The organism is Novosphingobium aquimarinum (genome assembly GCF_009746585.1).
GTDB classification, from domain to species: Bacteria; Pseudomonadota; Alphaproteobacteria; order Sphingomonadales; family Sphingomonadaceae; genus Novosphingobium; species Novosphingobium aquimarinum.
In genome coordinates, this window is sequence record NZ_WRPO01000017.1 from 18,475 (window position 1) to 42,105 (window position 23,631).

The window sequence follows — 23,631 nt, forward strand, 5'->3', positions numbered from 1 at the left end:
CGGTCTTGCGCCTGGCTCAAGCGGGTTGGGCCGGCTCGATATGTGCAATCAGCCGTATTGCTGGCCGCTGTCTTGTCGCTCGGGTACGGGAAACCGGTTGGGATTGGCGGGCACGCAATCCTGCGATTCCGGGGGCAGAGAAGCGTCGTGATTTTCTGGCATGATCCTGCAATCCCAAAGGCTTATGTGCAGCAAACGCGCTACGGTCGAAAAATTTCCCATCGCTCGCGACGATGTGACTTACCGTTGCGGCTGACCGTGCGGACATCGCTCATGCCCCGCGTCAGGGGCGCGCCGAAAGGCACGTTGTGCCCTTGCGCTCGCTCCTCTAGAGTACGCCGGACCGTATCTTTGATTGGGGAACGATCGGATGCGCGGAAAGTGGATTTCGAAGGGTCGGGGCGACACTCTTCCCTGATCGGTTCGGCGATCGACCGGCAATCCATGACCGCATCATTCCGAGCTATCGTCTGCTGGGGGGCGTCGATGCAGAATATGCCAGGATGGTTCGCTGCCAGACGACCGGCGACCACGCCCTTGTGGCCCCTGCCTGATGGGTCGCGTGCTCCGCGATGAACGGGACCCCTCCCAAGGACGACGATGATCGAGGCGGTCACGAACCGCACGAGCCTACGGTGTTCGACGGGCAAGGCAGCCAGCCTCCTTCGACCCAACCTCCTTCGACCCAACCTCCTTCGACGACCCCCGATGCCGATCCGGACCGCACCGTGTTCGTCCGATCGACATCTCAGCCACCCGCCCCGCAACCGCCCGCGCCGCCACCGCCCACGCCTCAGCCGACCGCCGCCCCGCCGCCCGCATCCGGGGCCGCGCCTACCACACGGCGCAATGCGATCCAGCCGGGCGACGTCCTCAATCACATCTACGAAGTGAAACGTCTGATCGCGCGTGGCGGGATGGGCGAGGTCTACGAAGGCATCAACGCCAATCTCGACGAACGAGTCGCGATCAAGGTGATCCTGCCCGAACTCGCCGCTGATCCGCTCGTGGTCGAGATGTTCCGCAAGGAAGCGCGCAGCCTCATCGGGCTCAATCACGAGGCGATCGTTCCTTATCGCGTCCTCGCGATCGATCCCGAACTCAATGTCCTCTATTTCGTCACCGACTTCATCGACGGCGACAATCTGAGCGACGTGCTGCGCTCCTTGCGGCCTTCGCTCGAGGACGTGTTCGACTTCGCGCACCGGCTCGCCACGGGTTTGCGCGTCGCGCATCTCGGCGGCGCGGTTCACCGCGATCTGGCGCCGGACAATATCCTTCTGCCCAACGGCGAGCTGCTCAAGGCTCGGATCATCGATTTCGGCATCGCCAAGGATCTCAATCCCGGCGCGCGCACGATCGTGGGCGACGGGTTCGCCGGGAAGCTTGCCTATGTTTCGCCCGAGCAACTCGGCTCCTACGGACGCGACGTCGGGCCGTGGTCGGACGTCTACAGCCTCGGGCTCTGCCTGCTTGCGCTCGCGCGTGGGCGCAACGTGCAGATGGGCGCGACCCCGGTTGAGGCGATGGACATACGACGCTCGGTTCCCGATCTCGCGGACATCGATCCGTCGCTTCAGGCTCTGCTGCAGCAGATGCTCCAGCCGGACCCGCAGCAGCGTTTGCGATCGATGGATGCGGTTCTCGAGACCATCGACGATTTGCGCAGGCGCCCCTCCTCGCCACCTGTCACCAACCCGCCGCAGCAGCCCGAGCCCGGGCCGCCCGCGAACCTGGAGCCGGTGGCGATCGCGCCAACGGTGCTTGCGCCGACGCAACCGCCCGCCCCGCCGCAACCTGCACCTCCCTCGCCGGCCCCGCCGCCGCCGCCTCCGCCTCCGCCATCCCCGGAGCCTGCACCGCCACCGCCCCCGCCTGCTTCGCCGCCGCCAGCCGCGCCACAGGCTCCCGAGCCGCTTGCTGCGTCCAGCGCGTCGGAGGCCGTCGCTAAGCCATCCCGGAAGCCCTTCCCAATCCTGCTGCTCGCGGTCGCGTTGCTGCTGATCGGCGGGCTGGTCGCATGGCTGGTCTGGCCCGGCAAAGGACCGACAGAAGGCGGGGTTGACCTGGCGGGAACCACGGCGGCTCCAGCGGCCGCGAGCGGGCCCTCGCTTGTCGAGCAAACGCAGGATGTGCTCGACGCGACGCTTCCCCAAGTGGGCTGCAGCTGGCTTTCGGTGAACGACGTTCAGGCAGCCGGCGGCACGGTCTCGATCGATTTTCTCGGGATTGCAGGCGCGCCGGCCGATACGCAGGAAGTGATCGCGCGCCGTCTTGCGACGGCCGGAATCGAGCGCGCCAATCTCGATTTCAACGGCGTCGCGCCGATGACCCAAGCGGGCTGCAGCGCGCTCGACGCGTTCCGGCAAGTGCGCGATCCCGGGATGCGCCGACTGACCGTTCCGCAACGCCAATTCGAAATGCGAATCCAGCCGAGCGGGTCCAACTTCGCCGGCAAGCTGGCAGCGAACGCGGTGGTGGAACTCAATGCGGACCTCGCGAACCGCGATTTCGCGCTGCTCTCCATGGGGCCGACCGGCAAGCTCATCATGCTGGCCAAGGACAAGGCACGGTTTCGCGAAATCTACGAGAACAAGCTGGCGCTGATCGAGGAGACCGGGCCGGACCGCTATCGGATGGGGATCGATCTCGACCGTGAGGGATGGTCGGGGCTGCTCTTGATCACGGGCGAGGCGCCGTTTCCCGAGGCCATCGTGGCGCCACCGCCCGGACAGCGCGATGCCGATTGGCAAGCCCGGTTCGCGAAGACGGCCGCCGAGCGCGGCTGGCAGACGCAGACGGTCTGGTTCAAGGCGGCCAAGGAGGCGTCTGCACCGGGATCCACGCCGGCGCCGCCGGAATAGGGGAACAGTTGATTAGATCATGGCGCTCGCCTTAGGTTTGGCGCCGCCGAGGGGCTCGATCTGGAGGGGATGCGCATGGCCAGGCCTTTTGAAATCCGTAGACACGCGAGAATCCCGCTTTCGCTGGTATTGCTCGGCCTTCTGGCCTGGGGGGTCGCGGTTGAGCCCGTCGCCGTGGCGCAGATCTTTTCCCGGCCGGGCACCTCGACGAGCGAGCCCAAGCCCCCGCGCCGCGAAACGACGCCGAACCGCAAGAAGCAGGAGACCGTCAGACGCAGGCGTCCCGCGAAGTCCGAGGCGCCGCCGCCGCAGCCCGAACGCGCCAGCTTCGCCGATCCGATCGAGTACTGCGCCTACTACCAGGACGTCGACGCGCCCGACAACGCGTACACCGGGGACCGCAACCCGTCATGGGTTCGACAGGCAGCAAGCGGCGCGTCGGCCGGGGCGGCGGATACCTTGTTCTGGCGGTGCGCTTCGGGCCGTGTCATCGCGTGCCTCGGGCCTGAGGATGCGCAGCAAGACGGGGGACGCTGCGCCAGGGCAACGCAGCCCGACGATGCCGATATCCGCGGTTTCATCGCAGCCAACTGGATCGACGTGACGAGCTACGATGCGCGCTTCACCAAGGGCGATGTTGCCGGTCAGTACCTGGGCGCGCGCAAAGGGCTGGCCAGTGGCGAAGCTTATGACGAGGACGATTACCTCGTGCAGATGACCATCACCGGCGGCGCGGTGAACGACATCGTTGGCGAAGCGACTTACGCGAGGCCCGGACCTGACGGTGCGGCGGCGCAAACCGTCTGCACAAGTCAGTTGCGGCTCGTTGCAGTGTCGGACAGCGCGATCTCCCTCAACCAGGAGAGCCCCAAGTCGGCGAAGACGCCATGCCGCGCTTCGCGTCAGCTCGTGCTCCAACCCGTGGGCGCAACGGCCCGCCTGCAATCGTTCGAAGTCCGTCGCGGCAAGCGGAATCTCAAGATGGAGACCTGGCTCTACTAGCGGATATTCGGCGACTATAACGACTTGTCGACATCACGGATCAACTCGTCGCAAGTAAGAAAGGACTTGGAAAGGTTTTGGCGAAGTACGCGCGTTAGGCCTGTAGAAAGGATCTGATGCAATGTCCCGTTTACTCAGCTTTATGCCGAACGGTGCGACTTCAGCCGATCAGGCGCGAAATCTTCCAGTTCCGGTGGCGCGGCGCCCCATGCGACGGCCCGTGATCCCGATCGAGCGGCCCGGTGAATTCAGGCCCGGATTGCGCGTGGTGGTGCTCGCAGAAGACGCTTGAGTTCCTTCACCGCATAAAAGGACCGAGGCCGGCGCGGGCGTGCTGCCCCCGTCGGCGCCGAGATATATCGCCGCAGGCCCGGTTGTCCGGCCGGCGCGCTGAATGTATCGAATCCGAGCGTTTCTACGCTTGCGAAACTTTCGAGCAATGCCCTAAAAAATGAGCGCGAGGCGCACGTGCGCAGCGTTTTGAGGTCTTCCCGAGTCCGGGGCGATTCGCCTCCGCGGATCAGCGCGCGCAGGGCTTGGCAGGATTCTTGGCAAGATTGAAGCCGTAGGATCGGCCGGTCCGATCCTAACTGGCGCGCATGGAAAGGTCCGGTTTGGATTTTCGGTTGGTCCCCATCATCGGCGCGCTCCGGGTCTTGCGCGGGATCGATCCGACTGTGGATCCTCGATGAATTATTTGTCGCGGATTTTCGGCACTGACGGCGCTCCCAAGGAAACCGCGACACAGCAGGCGATACGAAAGGCAGACACGGCCCGCGACCGACGGGACTGGTTCAGCGCAGCGACCCACTATCGCAGCGCGCTTCGCGAAGATGACGCGCAACCGCACATCTGGATTCAACTGGGCCACGCTCTGAAGGAGAGCGGAAGGCTCGACGATGCGCTGCAAGCCTACCAGGAGGCGACGACGCTCGCGGCTGCGGATGCCGACGCGCATTTGCATCTCGCGCATCTGTACAAACGGCTCGGCTACATCGATCCGGCAATCAGGCATTTCCTGCTCTCGATCCATTACGGAACCGACAGCAAGGCCGAGGAGCACGAACTGCTGGCGCTAATGGCTCAGCAGGTGGAGCGCGGCGAATATGCGAAGATTGCCGCAGCGGTAGAAGCGCTGGATGCCCCCCCGCCGGGCAAGGACGCTCCGATTTTGTCGAAGCTTCGAGCCATAGTGGCAAGCCGGGGTCCTGCCGCTGCCGCCCCCGCGTCACCAGCGGATCCGACGCTGAATCTGGCGATGGTCTTCGACGTTTCGGATCTGATCGGCTTCTGGCGGGCTTCGCGCCTGCCGACGGGCATTCAGCGCGTTCAGATCGAGGCGATCATGGGCGCCTTGCAGCGTGAGAACGGCCGGGCCATCCGCTTATGCTGCTTCACGTCCCTGCGCGAAGACTGGCTCGAAGTGCCCGTGGCATCCTTCCGGCGCCTTTGCGCGTTGGCGACGACGGCCGGCGCCACCGACGATGACGACTGGACCGAAGCGGTGGCCGAGCTCGATCTCCAGCTCACGCTGACTCCGCCTTTCGTCTTCCCGCATGGGGCCCTGCTCATCAACCTCGGCACAAGCTGGTGGCTGCAGAACTATTTCCTGTTCGTGCGCCAAGCGAAAAAGACTCGAGGGATCCGTTACATTCCGTTCGTGCACGACATGATCCCGATCATCGCGCCCGAACACTGCATCGAGGGTTTGACCCAGGATTTCATCAGCTGGGCCCTCGGCGTGTTCGATCACGCCGACCATTTCCTGGTCAATTCCCGGGCAACCGCGAAGGATCTTCGCACGGTCGCAAAAGAGCTGGGCCACACCATAACGCCGGACAATATCGCAATCGTCCCGCTCGATAGCGACTTCCGCAAGAGCGGGCTCCGCGAGTTGGAAGCCGACGCGCTCGACCAGTGGCAGCTGGAGGACGGCGGGTTCGTCCTGTTCGTGTCCACGGTGGAATCGCGCAAGGGCCATCTCGTCGCTTTCGCGGCCTGGGCCGAGCTCATCGCACGGCTCGGACCCGACAAGGTGCCGCAGCTGGTGTGCGTCGGCAATCGCGGGTGGTTGAACGACAAAGTCTACGAACGGCTCGCGACCGACTTGTCGCTGTCGCGCAAAGTCACGATGCTGTCGGGCTTGTCCGATGCCGAACTGGCCCTGCTCTACCGGAGCTGCCGCTTCACCATATATCCGAGTTTTTACGAGGGCTGGGGCCTGCCGGTCACCGAGTCGCTTTCCTACGGCAAAGTTCCGCTGATCTCCGATGCCGCCTCCCTGCCCGAAGCCGGCGGCCGTTTCGCGGTGAGCTTCGCAGCCGGCAACCAGGCGCAATTGGTCGAGAAGGCCGAAAAGCTCATCAGCGACGATGCCTATCGCGCGCGCCTCGAGGCTGTGATCCGGGCCGAGTTCAAGCCGCGCAGTTGGCCTGATCTTGCGGGCAAGATCATCGCGGAGCTCGATCATTTCGCAGCGATCGAAGATAGTCCGCAAGGAACCGACCTGTCGTCCCAAGGTGCGCATCTTACGGCACCCAAGGCCATCCCCGGCAACTGGTATTCGCTGGTGCGCAACCGCTCGATACGGATCTGGCCCGGCATGAGCACGGCGGAAAAGTTCCGCTCCAATCTGGGCTGGCACTGGCCCGAGGATCGCGGGTGCCGCGTGCGAAAGGGCGGCGGGGATTTGACCATGCAGGTCGAGCCGATCGCGCGGCGACTTCGCGTCTACATCGGCCTTCGCGGCGACGAAGCCGTTCGGGCAGGATACCGCATTTCCCTTGGCGATCAGGTGCAGGAAGGCTGGCTGGAACCGGACGAGATCGTCTGGGTCTGGTTTGACATGGCTGCAAACGAATGGAGCGGCGAGCAGACGATCGCTTTCGGAGCCGTGATCAAGCCCAATGACGAAGCCCCCACGTATTTCGTGCGCGGCTTCTTCCTGTGTCTGCGCGATGAACCCGAAATGCGGGAGGACTTTCTTGAAGCGGTTTCGCTCGGCCGGCTCGATCGGCTGAACGCGTATCGCGAGACAAAAGGACAGTCACAAAAGCGCTGAAAGCGCCGCCACATCGGCCCTCGCCGGAGTTCAGGTTCGCCACTTCCGATTTTGGGTGTAGAAGAACATTGCAGATGTCGAGACGCCGATATCGGACTCGTGGGGTGCTATGCGAGGATCATTCTTCCTGGCGATCGCAGCGGCCGCAGCCGCATTCCTGATTGCAACATACTGGGATCCGGCCCGCGCTGGCGGCCAGCAAAGCCAGGCTGCGGCTTGGCCTGACGACGGGATTGATCGAACGGCGCTCGACAATGGCACCTCGGCCTGTACCGATTTTTACCAGCACGCGTGCGGCGGCTTCATGGCCGCGCATCCGGCGACGGCCGAAAGGCCCGTCATCAGCCGGGTCCAGTCCAAGTTCGAAGCCGATCTCAATCGCGATCTGATCAGACTGTTCGACGAACCATCCACGCGCGCTTCCGAACTGGGACGCTTGAAGACCTTTTTCGCGTCCTGTCGCTCGGGCCATGCCAACGATGCCGCAACCGTGAAACGCTGGCTCGCGCGGATCGACGCCGCGACGGACCGCGCGACGATACAGCAAGCGATTCGAGATCTGGCGAGCATCGGCGTCAACGCGTTCTTGAGCTATGGCGGGCGCCCCGATCGGACCGATCCGAACCGCTATCGCGGCGAAATTCACAGCGCCACGCTTTGGGCCGATCCAGGCCCGGTCCAAGAGGCGTTTCAGAGTGCGGGTTTGAGCGAAAGCGATGCGCGGCGCGATGCAGCGGCGGTCGCCGAGATTGTCGAAGCCTTGCGCAAACACCGCGTCGATCGCTGGGATGCGGCGAATGCGGAAAACCCCGCGTCTATCGATCAGCTCAGACAACTCGCGCCCGCTTTCGAATGGACACCCTATCTGGCCCAAGCCGGTGCGGATCCGTTGCAGCGCATCAATGTTACTTCGCCCGCCTATCTGCGCGCTCTCGACCACGAGCTGCGGACCCGCTCCCCAGCCGATTTGCGCGCCTATCTGCGTTGGGCTTTTCTATTCTCGCTGCGGGGCGAGCTGCCCGCCCCCTATAACGCGGCGTTCTCCCATCTTTCCCCTGATCTGCGCGCAGAGATCTACGATACCAATTCACGCTGCCGCGATGCCACCGTTCGCGCGATGGGGGTGGAGTTTTCGCGCCAATATGCGACGCGCATTCTCGGAACGCCGGCACGCGACTCCGCGAAACAGCTTTCCGAGACGATCAAGGATGCAATCGTCGATTCGCTTGCAGGGGACGACTGGCTTTCGGCTGAAGCGCGCCGAGCCACGGCGGACAAACTGCGCCGGACCGACTTGAAGATCGGCTTTCCAGATGTCTGGCCCGCCGTCGGGCACTATCGACTTCGCCACGACCGGTTCCTGGAAAACGTGCTTGCCGCAAGACGCTTTGAACAAAAGCGCGAATGGGGCCGCGTCGGCCAAGCCCGGTCGCGTACCGATTGGGAAATGAAAGTCGATCCCTGGGTCGGCGAAGGCATGGCGGCCGCCCGCCTCGTCATTCCGAACGGCTTTCCCGATGCCTTTACCAATTCGCTCATCATGACGGCAGCCTTCCTATCGACGCCGCGCTTTGTGGAAGGTGCGCCGCCCGAATGGAATTATGCGACGTACGGAACCGTGTTCGCTCATGAGTTCGTGCACGTCGCGCAACTTCACATGTTCGGTCCCACCGGCCTCGATGAGGAACTTTGGACCCCGGCCGACGAGCAGGCTGCCAATACGCGAGGCCAGTGCGTTATCCAGCAGGCCAACGACTACCATCCTCTGCCCGGTGTTTCCCTTCCCGGGAGCGAGCAATTCGACGAGAACGTCGCCGATTACGGCGGCGTCCGATTGGCGTACGAGGCCCTTAGGAGAACGCTGGGAACCAGGATCGATCAGACCGACGAAACCGGCACGAGCCCGGCGCAACGCTTCTTCTACCGCTACGCTCAGAACAATTGCGTGTCGCAGAGCGAAGCAAGCCTGCGGCAATCCATTGAACGCGACGGGCACGCTCCGCCCGCATTTCGCGTGAACGCACCGCTCTCGAACATGCCCGAATTCAGTCGCGCATTTTCATGCCCTGCGGGAGCGGCAATGGCTCGCCCCGCTGCAAACCAATGCCGCGTTTGGTGAGCGCCATTCTTGCGTTGAACACGCCCGGCCATTGTCGATGCGGTAGCGGATGTCCGCTCCGCAGCTGCGCTTCATGCGAGGCCAGGTTTGCTGACGGACCCAGCGGCAGATCAAGAAAATGGAGGCCCGAGCCGGAATCGAACCGGCGTATACGGATTTGCAGTCCGCTGCGTCACCACTCCGCCATCGGGCCTTATCGAAACGGGAGCGCCTGGTGCTTGGCGCTACGCGGCATTTGCCGGGTTTCTAAAGGGGCGCCTAGCCCGCTTCTGGTCGGCGGGCAAGAGGGATGTGGTCGGCAACCGAACGCGGCGAGCCGGTAAGTCCAGACGGCCGCGCCCCAAAGGCGGTTTGTGTCGGGGGGGGTTTTGATCCAAGCAAGAGCCCCGAATGCCGCAATCAGGGTCTCTATCATGCCAAATGCCAGAACAGGCGTCTCACCACTTCGTCACTGTCCCGCGCGGGACGCTGGAGCATGATTCTCGGAGCGGTGCTCGCGGGCGGCAAGGCGACGCGGTTCGGAAGCGACAAGGCCCTTGCCGAGCTGGACGGCCGCAGCCTGCTGGCGCGATCCGTCGATACATTGTCGGGCTGGTGCGAGCATGTGATCGTCACCGGTCGCTCCGTCGCCCCCGCGCCGACACTGCCGGACTGGCCGCGTTCCGACATGGGGCCGCTCGCCGGCCTCGCCGCCGCGCTGCATCACGCGCGCGCCGAGGACTACGAAGCGGTGCTGAGCTGCGGGGTCGATACGCCCGATCTGCCCGAGGGCTTGCCGCGCCTGCTCGGGCCGGGCCCCGCGTGCCTCGCCTCGCAGCCGGTGATCGGCTTGTGGCCGGTGGCGCTGATCGAAGTCATCGAGCCCTTGTTGCTCGATGTCTCGCAAAAGCACTCGATGTACCGCTTCGCCGAACTGAGCGGGGCCCGCCTGGTCGAAGTCGAGAGCCCGCCTGCCAACATCAATCACCAGGCGGACCTCGAGGCGTTCGAGGGAAAATCGGGCTAAGCCGGCGCCGTTATGCGGCGGTGCTGTTGACCCCCATGCTGGCCAGGTAGCGCTTCACGTTGCGCGCGGCCTGGCGCAGCCGCTGTTCGTTCTCGACCATGGCGATGCGCACATACCCTTCGCCGTCTTCGCCGTAGCCCACGCCCGGCGCCACCGCGACTTCGGCATGGGTGAGGAGCTGCTTCGAAAATTCCAGGCTGCCCATCTCCTTGAGCGCGGGCGGGAGCGGCGCCCAGGCGAACATCGAGGCCTTGGGTGGCGGGATCTCCCATCCGGCGCGACCGAACGCCTCGACCATCACGTCACGGCGCTTCTGATAGAGCTGGCGGTTCTTCTCGACGATGTCCTGCGGCCCGTTGAGCGCCGCGCAAGCCGCCGCCTGGATCGGCGTGAAGGCACCGTAATCGAGATAGCTCTTCACCCGCGTCATCGCCGAAATGAGCTTCTGATTGCCGACCGCGAAGCCCATGCGCCAGCCCGCCATCGAATAGGTCTTGCTCATCGAGGTGAATTCGACCGCGACGTCCTTGGCGCCTTCGACCTGCAGGATCGAGGGCGTCGGATTGCCGTCGTAATAAAGTTCGGAATAAGCGAGGTCGGACAGGATCCAGACCTTGTTCTCCTTCGCCCAGGCGACAAGCTTTGTGTAGAACGCCAGATCGACCGTTTCCGCCGTCGGGTTCGAGGGGTAGTTCACCACCAGGATCGAGGGGCGCGGCACGGTGAAGGCCATCGCACGGTCGAGCGATTCCCAGTAATGCTCGTCAGGCGTCGTCGGCACCGAGCGGATCGTCGCGCCGGCAATGATGAAGCCGAACGTGTGGATCGGGTAGCTCGGGTTCGGCGAGAGCACCACGTCACCCGGCGCGGTGATCGCGGTGGCAAGGCTGGCCAGCCCTTCCTTCGAACCCATCGTCACCACGACTTCGCTTTCGGGATCGAGATCGACTCCGAATCGGCGGCCATAGTAATTGGCTTGCGCGCGGCGCAGGCCCGGAATGCCCTTCGATTGCGAATAGCCATGGGCATCCGCGGTCTGCGCGACTTCGCACAGCTTGTCGATCACGTGCTGGGGCGGGGGCAAGTCGGGATTGCCCATGCCGAGGTCGATGATGTCCCGGCCCGCCTGGCGTGCTGCGTGCCGCATCGCGTTGACTTCGGCGATGACATAGGGCGGCAGTCGCTTGATGCGGTAGAATTCGTCGGACATCGGACCTTTCCAGAAAAGGCTATTAGGGACAGTTGCGAGTAACGCGCCCTTATCACGGATTGCGATCACGGGAACCTGTTGCATCACGGGCTCACCCTCGCGTGAGGGCATGTCGGCGGGAACGCGCTGCGCCGGCCCCTTAAATCCGAACCCGAAAAATCGGATCCCGCAGTTGTTACGTATCGACGCGCGGCGAGACTTTCCAAGCCGTGTCGACATGTTAGGGTGCCGACGACCGGCGGATAACATGCAGGCATCGGGGCGAGGCTCGGTTCCCGCACCGCGGATTTCAGACAGGAGCCTTGTCGCTCCAACCAGAGGTGACGGCTTTTTCATGAACGACAAGACTCGCGAGCCCACTTCGCCCACGGATGCCTTTTCCGATCTCATGCGCCGCCAGTCCGAAGGCATGATGACCCTGTTCGGCGCGATGGCCCCCGATGCCGACCAGAGCGGTGCGAAAGACGCGGTTCACTGGGCGGAAGTGGTCGGGCGAATGCAATCGATGCTGGTCGATTTCCAGGTCGAACAATTGAGCAAGGCGAGCACAAATTCCTCCCACTTCAGTGATCCGGCGAAGTGGGTCGCCACTGCCGAGTCGGTGATGCGCCAGCTTCCGCTCGCGTCACCGGAAAGCAAAAACAAGATCTGGAGCGATTCGCTCGAGCTGTTCGAAACGGTTCTGGGGCAGTTCGGCATCGGCCCGCGTGGCGAGGATGCGGCGAACGCGAGCGGCAATGCGCGCGACCTGCCGCGCAGCGATCGCCGTTTCAACGATCCGGCGTGGCGCGAGCAACCCTTTTTCGCAGTGCTGCACCAAGCCTATCTGATGATGGCCGAGCATCTCGTCGGCGCGGCACAGTCGGTCGAAGGCATGGATCCGGCACGCAAGCGGCAACTGGTTTTCGCCACGAAGATGCTGGTCGATTCGATCTCACCGTCGAACTTTCCGCTGCTCAATCCGGTCGCGCTCGACAAAGCGGTCGAAACCAAGGGCGAGAGCCTGGTGAAGGGCATGGAGAACCTGCTGGCGGACTTGCGCCGCGGGCAACTCACGCACACCAATCCGACCGCCTTCACCCTGGGCGAGAACATCGCCGTCACGCCGGGCAAGGTGGTCTACGAGACCGACCTGTTCCAGCTCATTCAGTACACGCCCACGACCGCCAAAGTGCTGGAAGTGCCGCTGATCATTTTCCCGCCGTGGATCAACCGGTTCTACATTCTCGATCTCAACGCGAAAAAGAGCTTCGTGCGCTGGGCGGTCGAGCAAGGCGTGAGCGTGTTCATGGTCTCGTGGAAGTCGGCGGACGCCAGCATGGCCGACATCGTCTGGGACGATTACATCGCCGCGCAGGTCGAGGCGATCGATCACGTCTGCGCCCGGCTCAAGGTGCCTTCGGCGCACACCATCGGCTACTGCGTGGCCGGAACCACGCTGGCGGCGACGCTCGCGATACTGGCGAAAAAAGGCGAGGCGCAAAAGGTCGCGAGCGCCACGTTCTTCACTGCCCAAGTCGATTTTTCGAATGCCGGCGATTTGCTCAATTTCGTCGACGATCAGCAGATCGAGACGATCGGCTACCTCTCTCCCGAAGGCTACCTCGATGGTCGCTATCTGGCCGCCACGTTCAATCTCTTGCGCGGCAACGATCTGGTCTGGACTTACGTCGAAAAAAATTACCTGAAAGGCGAGGAATATCCCGCGTTCGACCTGCTCCACTGGAACGGGGACGTGACCAACCTGCCCTTGCGCTGGCATCGTGAATACCTGAGCGATCTGTATCGCGATAATCGGCTGGTCGTGCCCAATGCCTTGTCGGCCTGCGGCGTCGGCATCGATCTGTCGAAGATCAGCACCCCCTGCTATATTCAGGCCGGACGCGAGGATCACATCGCGCCGCCCGAAAGCGTCTGGAAACTGACGCATCACCTGAAAGGCCGGTACACCTTTTTGCTGGCGGGCTCCGGGCACATCGCGGGCGTGGTCAACCCACCATCGGCCAACAAGTACGGCTATTGGACGAACGACGAGCCCGTCGAAAACCTCAACGATTTCATCGCCGGGGCGAGCGAGCACAGCGGCAGCTGGTGGCCGCATTGGCGCGAATGGCTGGAATCGATCGACGATGCGATGGTGCCGGTAAAGGGCAAGCGACGGCCCGGCGGACGCGGCGATAAAACCATCGAAGATGCGCCCGGCCGATACGTCGCCCAGAGATAAAGCTAAACCAAGCTTCACCTATTTCCGAGGCGCTCGCGCCTTGCGGTGACCATCCTATATTTCAGTTTGTTGCACTGCAGCAAAACGCGTTGACTTCGCCTGTGCAAAACTCTATGTTGCGCCGCAACAGAATGGGCAGTGCGATTTCGCGAAGTGTCCATCCACAACGAGACCATAGGATTGCACATGGCAGATGAGATCGACACGAAAGACGGCACCAATTCGGAGATCGCGGACAAGGTGGCGAAAGCCGATACCTCCGGTTCCGCAGACACCGCCGAGACGAAGCCGGCAACCGACACTTCGGTGAAAGCCCTGGCCACCGCTCCAGAAGTGAAGCCGGCTCCCAAGCGTCGTGGCCGTCCGCCCAAGTCCGCCGAAGCCAAGCTGGCGGATGCCGCCGCCAAATCCCGGGCCAAGACCGCGAAGAAAATGACGATCGCCGCGAAGCCCAAAGCGTCCAAGCCGTCCAAACCGACTAAGCCGGCCAAGACAGTCAATAACAAGTCGGCCAGCACCGAAGCGGTCAAGGCTCCGCTCGCTGCTGCGAAGACCAAGACCCCTGCCCCCAAAGCGGCGTCGAAGGCCCCTGCGGCGGCACGTCAAACCGCCAAACCCATTGCCGTAGCACAACCCATTCGCAAGGAACCCAGCATCATGGATATGAGCGCCAATTTCAGCACGTTTCAGGATTCGATGGCCGAGGCCCAAGCCAAGGCCAAGGAAGCTTTCGAGAAGACCACCGGCATGTTCGGTGACGCCAGCGAGTTCGCCAAGGGCAACGTCGAGGCTATGATGGAATCGGGCAAGATCTTCTCTGAAGGCGTCCAGGAAATGAGCACCACGCTGGCCGCCGAAGGCAAGGCCGCATTCGAGACGATGAGCGCCGACATGAAGGAACTGGCGGCGGTCAAGTCGCCGACCGATTTCTTCAAGCTCCAGAGCGAGATGATGCGCAAGAACTTCGACAGCGCCGTCGCTTACGGTTCGAAGAACAGCGAAGCGATGCTCAAGCTCATGAGCGACAGCATGGCGCCGCTTTCGGGCCGCGTCAGCATGGCAGTCGAAAAGGTGCGTCAGGCGTCGATCTGATCGCATCGCAATAAACGCTGCAAGGGGCCGGGTGCGGAGCGCATCCGGCCCCTTGTTGTATCCGCTCCGTCACATTCTTGGCTCGCGCATCTTGTCGTCGGGGCCCGCGATACGATATTCTGCCAGCAATGATTCCCTATTCCGACACGACCCTACTCGATCGCATCGCTCCCCGGCTCGCCGGCGAGGGGGATGATTCCGGCCCCGGCGGACCGGACGACGGTCAGGTCGGCACGGCCACGAAGACCCGTGCCAAACCCAAAAAACCGAGCCAATTCAAAGTATTGATGCTCAATGACGATTACACCCCGATGGAGTTCGTGGTGATGGTCCTCAAGCGGTTCTTCAATATGGACCTCGAACAGGCGACACGCGTGATGCTTCATGTGCATCAGAAAGGCGTCGGCGTCTGCGGGATCTTTCCCTACGAAATCGCCGAAACCAAAGTGAATCAGGTGATGGATTTCGCTCGCCAGAACCAGCATCCTCTCCAATGCACTCTCGAAAAAGCCTGAACGGCCGATCGAGCCAGTCGGGCGCTGCAGGAACCTAGGTCGCGCTCGGGGCGTTGCCTGAATTCACGTCAGCGGGGGAAGCGCAAATGCCTATCGAGATCGCAATTCTTGGATGGGGCGCCGTGCTGCTGATCGTACAGATCTTCATTGCCGGTCATTTCAAGACCAAACAGTACGGCAAGAACTGGAACATCGGTCCACGCGACAAGGACATGCCGCCGCTCAATCCCGTCGCCGGTCGCGCCAAGCGCGCGCAGGACAATTTCCTCGAAACCTTCCCGGTGGCGATCGTCGCGCTGCTCGGCGTGGTCCTGGCCGAGCGCACCAGCACGATGACCGCGCTGGGCGGCGGACTGTGGCTGGTGATGCGGATCGCCTACGTGCCGGTCTACCTCGCAGGCGTATCGGGCATCCGCACCGTGATCTTTCTGGTCAGCCTGGTAGGACTGCTTCTCGTCCTTTGGCCGCTGCTGCTGCCGTGAAGGGCCTTTCGCCCGGGGTTGCGACGGGTTAAGGCGGCAAATCCGCCCGTCCCCCAGATGCCAGGTTGCCGCGACCCTCTGCCGTGAAATTTTTCAGCGCCATCGACCGCTACATTTTCCGGCTCGTGCTGATGCCGATGCTCGGCATCTTCGTGCTCGCGGCATCGCTGCTTGTGCTCGACAAGATGCTCCGGCTGTTCGATTTCGTGGCGACCGAGGGCGGGCCGATCGGCGTCGTCTTCAAGATGCTGGTCAACCTGCTTCCCGAATATGCCAGCCTCGCGATCCCGCTGGGGCTCATGCTCGGCATCCTGCTCGCCTTCCGCAAGCTGGCGACATCGAGCGAACTCGATGTGATGCGCGCCGTCGGGCTCAGCTACACCCGGCTGCTGCGCGTGCCGTACATGATCACCATCGTGCTGGTGGCCGTGAACTTCGCCATTGTCGGCTACCTCCAGCCGCTGTCCCGCTATTACTACGAGGAGCTCAATTACGAGCTCAAATCGGGCGCGCTCGGGGCTTCGATCAAGGTCGGCGAATTCACCACCCTCAAGGATCGCATCGCGCTGCGGATCGAGCGGAGCGAGGACGACGGTCGGCGCCTGCTCGGCATTTTCGCCCGCGTGGCCAACAATAAGGGGCAGGTCCTTTCGATCTCGGCGCGTGAGGGAAGCTTTCTGGCTCTGCGCGAGCGGCCCGACACCATCATTTTGCGGCTGAAAGAGGGCCAGATCATTCAGGATCAGCCCGGCGCGCAAGCCCGAGTCCTGACGTTCACTCGTCACGATCTGCCGATCGACCTGCCTGCGATCGAACGCTTCCGCCAGCGCGGCGAAGGCGACCGCGAGTATCTCCTGCCCGAACTGCTGCGCGTCGGCTGGAGCGAGGAACTGCCCAAGTCGGAACGAGTCTCGAGCCAGGCGAACTTCAACTACCGCGTTGTCGAAGTGGTGATGATGCTGCTGCTGCCGCTGCTTTCGGTGGCGCTCGCGATCCCGCCCAAGCGGTCGACATCCTCGCTCGGGCTGTTCGTCTCGATCGTGATGGTGGTCGCCTATCACAAGATCAATCAGTACGCGAACGACGTGGCTTCGCTCGGCCGCGTCGATCCGATCCTGGCGCTTTGGGGACCGTTCCTGTTCTTCGCGGTGATGATCCTGTGGATGTACTATCGCGTCGCTTACGTGCCGGGCGGGCAAGCGATCGGCTGGCTCGAAAAGGCGGCGGAAACGGTCGGCAAGAAGCTGAAGTCGCTGCTGCGCCGACGGCGCGGCGTGGCAAGCCTGCTCCCGGTTTCGGCGACGCCCAACTAAGATGCTTCTCGATTTCTTTCCGTCGCGGACCCTGACGGTCTATCTCGCGCGCCTCTTCCTGACGCGCATCGTCGCGGTGCTGGTGATGCTGGTGCTGGTGCTGATGATGCTCGACCTGCTCGGCGAGAGCGGCGATATCCTTGCCGTGCCGGGCAATGGCCAGGCCGAGCTGTTGCGATACGTCTCGCTGCGAATCCCGCAGCTCGTGGCCCGGTTCCTGCCCTATTCGGTGCTGCTGGCGACGATTATCACATTGGCGACGCTCAACCAGAACAGCGAAGTCATCTCGATGAAGGCCGCCGGGCTCTCCGCGCATCAGGTGCTGGCGCCGCTGGTGCTCACCGCGATCTTCATCGCCGGGCTGAGCTTCGTTTTCAACGAGCGCGTGGTCACGCGCGCGACGGCCTCACTCGACGCCTGGTCCTCGGCGGAATACGGGCCGATCCTGCCGGATTCGGGGGTGCGCAACAACGTCTACATGGCCGAAGGGCGCGATATCCTGCTGGCCGCGACGGTGGCCGGCGATGCCAGCAACATGGTGCTGAGCAAGGTCACCTACTATCGCCGCAACGCTTCGGGCATGATCGTCGATGAAATCCGCGCGCCTCGGGCCACGTTCACGCGGTCCGGCTGGGTGCTGACCGACGCGACCCGGTTCGACGTGCGCCGCACGCAGACGAGCAAGCTGCCCCGCGCGACAGTCGCTGCGGGCATCACTCCCGAACGCGTCCTGATCAGCTCGGTCGACGCCGATTCGCAGGACATCTTCACGCTGGCGAAATCGATCGACGCGATGAAGGTGGCCGGGCGGCGGACGAGCGAACTCGAAGCGGCCTGGTGGCACAAGATCTCGGGCCCGCTCTCCTCGGTGCTGATGCCGATTCTCGGCGCGGTCGCGGCCTTCGGGCTCGCGCGCTCGGGCCAGCTGCTGGTGCGCTCCGTGATCGGCATGGCGCTCGGCTTCGCCTACTTCGTCATCGACAATGCGGCGCTCGCGATGGGCAATTTCGGCGGCTACCCGCCGTTCATCGCGGCCTGGGCGCCGTTCCTCCTGTTCGCGCTGGTCGGCGAGACGGTGCTGATCCGCACCGAGGAGTAGCTCAGCGCGGCCGGATCGTGCTCGAGGCGAGGCGTCCGACCAGCGGCAGCAGACCCGTGTGGCTGGCGCGCGCATATGTCGTTTCGGGGCCCAGATGGTCGCTCAGGCGGCGATGGCATTCCGGCAGGGCGTGATAGGGCATGCTCGGCAGCAAGTGATGCAGCGCGTGGTAGCGCAGACCCACCGGCGCCCAGAGCTCCGCCAGCAGCCCGGGGGGCGGAACGTTGACCGAATCGAGATATTGCGCGGTGACGGTCATCGTGTCGCCTTCGTTCTCCCACAAGTGCGCGACCAGAGTGCGGACCTGATTGAGCACGGCAACCGCGGCCAGCACCGCCAGCGCGATCAGCAAGGGCTTCCAGCCGATCACGAAGCCACTCGCGATCAGAAAAAGCGACCATGCGGTTGTGCCGACTTCCTGCCAGATCACTTGCCGGCGAAACGCACCTTCGGGCGCCCGGCGGCGGAATGCGGGGTTGATCGCCAGCGCGGAGAACCGCTGCCACACGAGGCGGCGCAGCGGCGGAATGAGAGCGCCCAGCGGCACAAGTATGGCCGAGCGCAACAGCAGCGCCGGCGGGAGGAGGATCGCGGTGATCAGGAACACCGGCAGCGACCAGGGCTTCATCAGAGCCAGCGGCAGGTATTCGGGATCCTCGATCGTTCCGTAGCGCGTTCGCGCATGGTGCAGCGTATGCACGGTTTCGTACATGAACGATGGCGTCAGCATGGGAATGCCGACCAGCAGGTTCCACCCGAGCCGGAAGCCGGGCAAGGCATCGCGGTGAATGTGGGTCAATTCGTGGATGAACAGCAGCGCCCGATACAGCGCGAGAACCGCGATCACGGCGCAGCCGATCGCCAGCCAGGGGTTCGACAGCAGGATCGCCCCGGCGAGCCCGGCATAGCCGATCCCCGCGGAGAGGATCATGTCGGGCCAGTAGATCTGCGGTCGGGCCTCGGCGATGTCCTTGGTGAGATCCACCGCGGCGCGCAGCATCTCCTTGTCGTCCGCCACGGGCACGCGGCTCGCGCGCACCGATATCGACGCGGGGACCGCGTTCGAAGCGGGTCGGAAACTGCTCTCGTGTGCCGTCATCATCACTCGAAATCCAAACAGAGATGGGTTGGAACCTGGCCCAACCACAGGAGCGCGGCCTTGCCGGTGCTGGCCGTGCTTGACAAGATCGACCCTGCAACCGCACTTCGCCGCGAGGACCTGAACTAACCCGGAACAAAGGCGATATCGTGGCCGAGCTAAGCATTGATCCCATCAGCAGCAAGGCCGATCGGGCCGCTTTCGTCGACGTCGCCTATCGACTCAATGCCGACGATCCCAACTGGGTCGGCAATTTGCGAATGGAAGAGATTGCCAAGTTCACGCCCGGCAAGAACCCCTATTTCGATCATGCGCGCTGCCAGTTGTTCCTGGCCCGGCGGGGCCAGGAGATCGTCGGGCGCATCGCGGCGCATATCGACGAGCTGGCCCTCGGCCAGCCTCCCGAGCAAGGCATGGGCCCCGGCACGGGCATGTGGGGCGCGATCGAGGCCGTCGACGCGGATGTCGCGGCCGCGCTGATCGCCACGGCCGAGGATTGGCTGCGCGCGCACGACATGCACCGTGCGATGGCGCCGATGAACCTCTCGGTCTGGGAAGAGCCCGGACTGCAGGTGGTGGGGTTCGATCATGCGCCGATGTACATGATGGCCCACCACAACGCGGCTTATCGGCCCTGGATCGAAGGTGCCGGCTACGAGCGAGTGAAGACGCTCCACACTTACGAGATCGATGTGCGGATTCCCTACCCGCCGCTGATCCAGCGCATCATCGCCTCGGGCGAGAAGAATGCGAAGATTCGCGTGCGCGAAGTGGTGCTGAAGAATTTCGCCGCCGAGGCGGCGATCATCTGCGACATCCTCAACGATGCCTGGTCGGACAACTGGGGCTTCGTGCCCTTCACCGACGACGAGATCGAACATATCGGCAAGGCGCTCAAGCCGATCGTCCATCCCGAGTTGATCCGCATCGCCGAATACGAAGGCGAGCCGGTCGCTTTCATGATGACTCTGCCCGACATGAACGGCGTTCTGAGCAAGGTCACGGGTCGCACCGGCAAGCCTTCGCCGCTGGGCTGGCTGCGGCTGCTCAAATGGCTGAAGCGTCCACGGCCCGCGGACATGCGGGTCCCGCTGATGGGGGTGAAGAAGCGCCTGCAATCTTCGCGCCTCGCCAGCCAGCTCGCCTTCATGATGATCGAATACATCCGCCGTTCGTCGATCGAGAAGTTCGCTGCCGAAAGGGCCGAAATCGGCTGGATCCTGGAGGACAACCAGGGGATGGTGGCGATTGCCGAAGCGATCAACAGCAAGATCAACCGCGAATACGCGATCTACGCGAAGCCTCTCTAGGCCCGCCGGTCAGGCGTGGCCGGTCTCGCTTGCGAGGAGTGAGGGATCGATGCCCTCGGCGCGCCAGGTCGAGGCCCAGCGACCGTCGGCGGGCGTGCCGAACACGACCTCCTCGTGGCCGTTCGCGGCGAACCAGCCGTGAGCCTTGAGTTCGTTCTCGAGCTGGCCGGGTCCCCACCCGGCGTAGCCGAGCGCGATCAGCCACCGGCTGGGGCCGTCGCCCGCCGCGATCGCCTTGAGGATCTCCATCGAGGCCGACAGCGTGCAGAAGGGCGAGAAGGCGATCGAATCGCTGCCGCTCCAGTCCGGCGAGTGCAGCACGAAACCGCGCCCCGGTTCGACCGGCCCGCCGTGATGAACCTCGACATCGGGCGCATTGCGTGGCGCGATCCCCACTTCCTTGAGCAGGCCGCGAAAGCGGATACCGTCGCGAATGTGGCCGATCCCGATCCCGAGTGCGCCGTTGTCGTCGTGTACGCACATCAGGTTCACCGAGCGATCGAACCGCGGATCGAACATTCCCGGCATGGCGAGCAGCAGCCTGCCGGTCAGAAACTTGCTATTGGACATCGCCCCACTCTACGCCAATCCGCGCCGGGCGAAAACCACAGCCGGAAAAATCGGCCTGGCCGGCGGCTGGCGAGAACATCCGATTGCCCGCTCGAGCGCAGGAATCGGGCCATCGCCAAAGAAAGCTCGGCACTAGCTTGCGCGGCCATTGCCAATTAAGACCGCGCGCGTGCCGAGCCTGACCGTCAACCAGAAGCCCGTGTCGATTGCCCTCGATCCCGCGACGCCCCTGCTGTGGGGCTTGCGCGATGCGATGAACCTCACCGGCACCAAGTATGGCTGCGGCGTGGGCGATTGCGGCGCGTGCATGGTGATGGTCGATTCCGAACCCTTGCGGTCGTGCCTGATTACCCTGGGCGAATGCGAAGGGCGCGAGATCGTCACCATCGAAGGGCTTTCGCGTGATCGCTCGCACCCGGTGCAGCAGGCCTTGGTGGCCGAGCAGGCGATCCAGTGCGGCTTTTGTACGCCCGGCATCGTGATGGCCGCCGCCGCGCTGATCGAGCGCAACGCCGCGCCGTCCGAGGCCGAGATCAAGGCGGCAATTCCCAATTTGTGTCGCTGCGGCGTTTATCCCCGACTGGTTCGCGCGGTCCAGCGCGCCGGGCGAGTGGCGCGCCGCGAGGAAACGCTGAGCGCGGCGCCGGCTCCGGGCATCGATCCGGCCGATGCCGCAAGCGCCCTGCCGGCGCTGCGCCCCGGCCCACCGCACCTTGAAAACGATGGAGAGCAACCATGAAAGCGACAATCTGGCACAACCCGAAATGCGGCACTTCGCGCAAGACCCTGGCGATTCTCGAGGAAACGCCCGGGCTGGACGTCGAAGTGATCGAGTATCTCAAGACGCCGCCGACGGCGCAGAAGCTTGCCCAGCTTTATGCCGATGCCGGCCTGACCCCGCAGCAAGGCTTGCGGCTCAAGGGGACCGATGCGGCGGAACGCGGACTGCCGGATGCCGACGACGCGACCGTGCTGGCCGCGATGGCCGCAGAGCCGATCCTGATCGAGCGGCCGCTGGTCGAGACCGAAAAAGGCGCACGGCTCTGCCGTCCGCAAGACAAGGTCCATGAAATTCTGTGAGTTCTCAGCGGTGAATACCACATCGGGACGAGAGCGAACTGGCCGACAGCTTGCAAAGATTGCCCCGATCTGCCACCGCACAGACCCCTAACCGACGAATAAGCGACACGAGAGCCTCCGCCAGCATGTCCAGCAACGAGCTTGCCCGTGAGGCACTGCCGACGAAGATCAAGAAGAAGGTGAAGCGGGCACTCGGCCCCTGGGGCGTATTCCTGGAAGGGTTCGTCCGCCACCCGGTCATGGTCGGTTCGATCATTCCCTCGTCGCGTTTCACCATCCAGCGCATGCTCGGACCAGTGAAATGGGACGAATGCCGGCTTTTCGTCGAATACGGGCCCGGGATCGGAACCTTCTGCCAGCCCGTGCTCGATCGCTTGGGCCGGGATGGCCGCCTGATCGTGATCGACACCAATCCGCTCTATATCGACTACTTGCGCAATTCGATCACCGACAGCCGCTTCACCGCGGTGCTCGGCTCGGCAGCTGACGTCGAAGAGATCGTGCGTGCGCACGGGCACGATCATGCCGACTACGTCCTTTCGGGCCTGCCGTTCTCGACGCTTCCGGCCGGCGTCGGCCCGGCGATCGCCGAGGCGACGCATCGCGTAATTCGCCCTGGCGGCGCGTTCCTCGTCTACCAGTTCTCGACTCGCGCACGGGCGTTCATGGCGCGCCATTTCCGCCGGATCGACAGCGACTTCGTGTTCCTCAACGTGCTGCCGGCCTTCCTCTTCTGGGGCTGGAAGTCCGACACCGACTAGGCGGCGTCAGGCGCTCTCTGCGGAGAGTTGCCGATGGACCGCGACGACGATCGCGACGAAGTAGAGCGCCAGCAAGGCGTTGACCGTGGACGAGACGATGGCGGTCACCACGCGTGCCGTCTCGGCCGAACCGAGCAGGTTGACGGGTATGCCGACGATCAGCCCCAGCACGATCGCGATCACCATGAACGCGATGAACACCAGCAGATAGAAAACGAAGAGGCGCAGGCCATGGCCCCGCGTGACCGCGAAGGCCCGGCGCAGCGCTTCGATCGGGTTCCGCAGCCGGTCGGCGACGATCACGGGGGCCGTAACCGAAGAGCGGACAACCACGACTGCGACGAGCGCAAACACCACCGCAAGCCCGAGGCTGGCGAGTGCCGGCACGCTGGCAAGCGAGAAGATCGCGAGGATCAGTCCGCCCACGATCCCGACGAACAGGCCCAGGATGAGCTGGGCGAGCAAATACGTCACGATCGAGCGCGCACCGGTCTTCATCGCTTCGCCCACTGTCGGTCGCGAACGGTCGGTCAACAGCTCGACGAGGGACAGCGTGCCGAGTGCCTGCAGCACCAGGATCGGGATCAGGACGGGAATCAGCGAGAGATAGTAGTTGCTCGCCAGTTCCATGATCGCCTGCTCACTCATCCCGGCATTGGGTTCCGGCTGGGGGAAGAACAATTGAAGCACCAGCGAGGGCAGCAGGAAACATACGCCCGCGATGGCCAGCAGCACATCGCGATTGCTTTTCACCGCAGCAGACGCCTGCTTCCAGGCGAGCATGCTGTCGAATTTCATGGGGGCACTCCGTCACATCTGGCCCC

General features: G+C 63.7%; 19 protein-coding genes and 1 tRNA gene. 15 read left to right on the forward strand and 5 right to left on the reverse strand.

Annotated features, from left to right (window positions below):
• Nucleotides 1-572: 572 nt before the first annotated feature.
• The 4 genes from GQO94_RS21275 to GQO94_RS15285 all read left to right on the forward strand — a co-directional run bounded on the left by GQO94_RS21275 (nt 573) and on the right by GQO94_RS15285 (nt 9,046).
• Entirely contained in the window at nt 573-2,864 is a 2,292-nt protein-coding gene (locus tag GQO94_RS21275; protein ID WP_156842302.1) for a serine/threonine-protein kinase, read from the forward strand.
• Between the two features lie 75 nt (nt 2,865-2,939).
• A complete protein-coding gene (locus GQO94_RS15275) occupies nt 2,940-3,866 on the forward strand; it encodes a hypothetical protein (protein WP_156842303.1) in 927 nt (308 codons plus the stop codon).
• 688 nt (nt 3,867-4,554) lie between these two features.
• Nucleotides 4,555-6,927 carry a glycosyltransferase family 4 protein gene (locus GQO94_RS15280; protein WP_156842304.1) on the forward strand — a complete coding sequence of 791 codons (2,373 nt, stop codon included), beginning with the start codon at nt 4,555-4,557 and terminating at the stop codon, nt 6,925-6,927.
• 109 nt (nt 6,928-7,036) lie between these two features.
• A complete protein-coding gene (locus GQO94_RS15285; protein WP_156842305.1) occupies nt 7,037-9,046 on the forward strand; it encodes a M13 family metallopeptidase in 2,010 nt (669 codons plus the stop codon).
• A gap of 119 nt (nt 9,047-9,165) precedes the next feature.
• Here GQO94_RS15285 and GQO94_RS15290 read toward each other — a convergent pair.
• Nucleotides 9,166-9,239 (reverse strand) — tRNA-Cys (locus GQO94_RS15290).
• A 282-nt stretch (nt 9,240-9,521) separates the two neighbouring features.
• On the opposite strand from GQO94_RS15290, the gene mobA reads away from it, so the two are divergent.
• Nucleotides 9,522-10,052, forward strand: a complete 531-nt coding sequence (mobA, locus tag GQO94_RS15295; protein WP_156842306.1) for a molybdenum cofactor guanylyltransferase — start codon at nt 9,522-9,524, stop codon at nt 10,050-10,052.
• A gap of 10 nt (nt 10,053-10,062) precedes the next feature.
• On the opposite strand, the gene GQO94_RS15300 is transcribed toward mobA, so the two are convergent.
• The gene (locus tag GQO94_RS15300; protein WP_156842307.1) at nt 10,063-11,262 is read right to left on the reverse strand and encodes an LL-diaminopimelate aminotransferase; all 1,200 of its coding nucleotides are present in this window, start codon (nt 11,260-11,262) and stop codon (nt 10,063-10,065) included.
• 334 nt (nt 11,263-11,596) lie between these two features.
• Between GQO94_RS15300 and GQO94_RS15305 the strand changes: the two genes are divergently transcribed.
• From GQO94_RS15305 to lptG, 6 genes are all read left to right on the forward strand, one after another.
• On the forward strand, nt 11,597-13,486 hold the full coding sequence (locus GQO94_RS15305; protein ID WP_156842308.1) for a PHA/PHB synthase family protein: 1,890 nt from the start codon (nt 11,597-11,599) through the stop codon (nt 13,484-13,486).
• Between the two features lie 186 nt (nt 13,487-13,672).
• Entirely contained in the window at nt 13,673-14,578 is a 906-nt protein-coding gene (locus GQO94_RS15310) for a phasin family protein (protein ID WP_156842309.1), read from the forward strand.
• Between the two features lie 128 nt (nt 14,579-14,706).
• Complete coding sequence (gene clpS / locus GQO94_RS15315) at nt 14,707-15,093, forward strand: ATP-dependent Clp protease adapter ClpS (RefSeq protein ID WP_156842310.1); 387 nt, start codon at nt 14,707-14,709, stop codon at nt 15,091-15,093.
• Nucleotides 15,094-15,179: 86 nt separating this feature from the next.
• A complete protein-coding gene (locus GQO94_RS15320) occupies nt 15,180-15,575 on the forward strand; it encodes an MAPEG family protein (RefSeq protein WP_156842311.1) in 396 nt (131 codons plus the stop codon).
• 83 nt (nt 15,576-15,658) lie between these two features.
• Nucleotides 15,659-16,888 carry an LptF/LptG family permease gene (locus GQO94_RS15325; protein WP_156842312.1) on the forward strand — a complete coding sequence of 410 codons (1,230 nt, stop codon included), beginning with the start codon at nt 15,659-15,661 and terminating at the stop codon, nt 16,886-16,888.
• A gap of 1 nt (nt 16,889) precedes the next feature.
• Nucleotides 16,890-17,987 carry an LPS export ABC transporter permease LptG gene (lptG, locus tag GQO94_RS15330; protein ID WP_156842313.1) on the forward strand — a complete coding sequence of 366 codons (1,098 nt, stop codon included), beginning with the start codon at nt 16,890-16,892 and terminating at the stop codon, nt 17,985-17,987.
• A gap of 1 nt (nt 17,988) precedes the next feature.
• Here lptG and GQO94_RS15335 read toward each other — a convergent pair whose 3' ends face one another.
• Nucleotides 17,989-19,086: a fatty acid desaturase family protein gene (locus GQO94_RS15335; RefSeq protein ID WP_232332960.1), complete on the reverse strand. Its 1,098-nt coding sequence runs from the start codon at nt 19,084-19,086 to the stop codon at nt 17,989-17,991.
• Between the two features lie 149 nt (nt 19,087-19,235).
• On the opposite strand from GQO94_RS15335, the gene GQO94_RS15340 reads away from it, so the two are divergent.
• The gene (locus GQO94_RS15340; RefSeq protein ID WP_156842315.1) at nt 19,236-20,396 is read left to right on the forward strand and encodes an N-acetyltransferase; all 1,161 of its coding nucleotides are present in this window, start codon (nt 19,236-19,238) and stop codon (nt 20,394-20,396) included.
• Nucleotides 20,397-20,405: 9 nt separating this feature from the next.
• Here the strand turns inward: GQO94_RS15340 and GQO94_RS15345 are convergent, their stop codons facing one another.
• Entirely contained in the window at nt 20,406-20,966 is a 561-nt protein-coding gene (locus tag GQO94_RS15345) for a YqgE/AlgH family protein (RefSeq protein WP_156842316.1), read from the reverse strand.
• A 169-nt stretch (nt 20,967-21,135) separates the two neighbouring features.
• On the opposite strand from GQO94_RS15345, the gene GQO94_RS15350 reads away from it, so the two are divergent.
• From GQO94_RS15350 to GQO94_RS15360, 3 genes are all read left to right on the forward strand, one after another.
• A complete protein-coding gene (locus GQO94_RS15350; RefSeq protein ID WP_156842317.1) occupies nt 21,136-21,705 on the forward strand; it encodes a (2Fe-2S)-binding protein in 570 nt (189 codons plus the stop codon).
• The gene (gene arsC, locus GQO94_RS15355) at nt 21,702-22,046 is read left to right on the forward strand and encodes an arsenate reductase (glutaredoxin) (RefSeq protein WP_156842318.1); all 345 of its coding nucleotides are present in this window, start codon (nt 21,702-21,704) and stop codon (nt 22,044-22,046) included. Before GQO94_RS15350 ends, arsC begins: the two co-directional genes overlap by 4 nt.
• 125 nt (nt 22,047-22,171) lie before the next feature.
• Nucleotides 22,172-22,807 carry a class I SAM-dependent methyltransferase gene (locus GQO94_RS15360; RefSeq protein ID WP_156842319.1) on the forward strand — a complete coding sequence of 212 codons (636 nt, stop codon included), beginning with the start codon at nt 22,172-22,174 and terminating at the stop codon, nt 22,805-22,807.
• A gap of 6 nt (nt 22,808-22,813) precedes the next feature.
• Here GQO94_RS15360 and GQO94_RS15365 read toward each other — a convergent pair whose 3' ends face one another.
• Nucleotides 22,814-23,605: a hypothetical protein gene (locus GQO94_RS15365; protein WP_156842320.1), complete on the reverse strand. Its 792-nt coding sequence runs from the start codon at nt 23,603-23,605 to the stop codon at nt 22,814-22,816.
• Nucleotides 23,606-23,631 lie beyond the last annotated feature (26 nt).

Excerpts from the sequence above, each read along its gene's own strand:
- clpS (WP_156842310.1), top strand. The coding sequence starts at position 14,707 with ATGATTCCCTATTCCGACACGACCCTACTCGATCGCATCGCTCCCCGG.
- GQO94_RS15275 (WP_156842303.1), top strand. The coding sequence starts at position 2,940 with ATGGCCAGGCCTTTTGAAATCCGTAGACACGCGAGAATCCCGCTTTCG.
- GQO94_RS15305 (WP_156842308.1), top strand. The coding sequence starts at position 11,597 with ATGAACGACAAGACTCGCGAGCCCACTTCGCCCACGGATGCCTTTTCC.
- GQO94_RS15320 (WP_156842311.1), top strand. The coding sequence starts at position 15,180 with ATGCCTATCGAGATCGCAATTCTTGGATGGGGCGCCGTGCTGCTGATC.
- GQO94_RS15360 (WP_156842319.1), top strand. The coding sequence starts at position 22,172 with ATGTCCAGCAACGAGCTTGCCCGTGAGGCACTGCCGACGAAGATCAAG.
- mobA (WP_156842306.1), top strand. The coding sequence starts at position 9,522 with ATGATTCTCGGAGCGGTGCTCGCGGGCGGCAAGGCGACGCGGTTCGGA.
- GQO94_RS15365 (WP_156842320.1), bottom strand. The coding sequence starts at position 23,605 with ATGAAATTCGACAGCATGCTCGCCTGGAAGCAGGCGTCTGCTGCGGTG.
- GQO94_RS15335 (WP_232332960.1), bottom strand. The coding sequence starts at position 19,086 with ATGACGGCACACGAGAGCAGTTTCCGACCCGCTTCGAACGCGGTCCCC.
- GQO94_RS15300 (WP_156842307.1), bottom strand. The coding sequence starts at position 11,262 with ATGTCCGACGAATTCTACCGCATCAAGCGACTGCCGCCCTATGTCATC.
- GQO94_RS15310 (WP_156842309.1), top strand. The coding sequence starts at position 13,673 with ATGGCAGATGAGATCGACACGAAAGACGGCACCAATTCGGAGATCGCG.
- GQO94_RS15345 (WP_156842316.1), bottom strand. The coding sequence starts at position 20,966 with ATGTCCAATAGCAAGTTTCTGACCGGCAGGCTGCTGCTCGCCATGCCG.
- GQO94_RS21275 (WP_156842302.1), top strand. The coding sequence starts at position 573 with ATGAACGGGACCCCTCCCAAGGACGACGATGATCGAGGCGGTCACGAA.
- GQO94_RS15285 (WP_156842305.1), top strand. The coding sequence starts at position 7,037 with ATGCGAGGATCATTCTTCCTGGCGATCGCAGCGGCCGCAGCCGCATTC.
- arsC (WP_156842318.1), top strand. The coding sequence starts at position 21,702 with ATGAAAGCGACAATCTGGCACAACCCGAAATGCGGCACTTCGCGCAAG.
- lptG (WP_156842313.1), top strand. The coding sequence starts at position 16,890 with ATGCTTCTCGATTTCTTTCCGTCGCGGACCCTGACGGTCTATCTCGCG.
- GQO94_RS15280 (WP_156842304.1), top strand. The coding sequence starts at position 4,555 with ATGAATTATTTGTCGCGGATTTTCGGCACTGACGGCGCTCCCAAGGAA.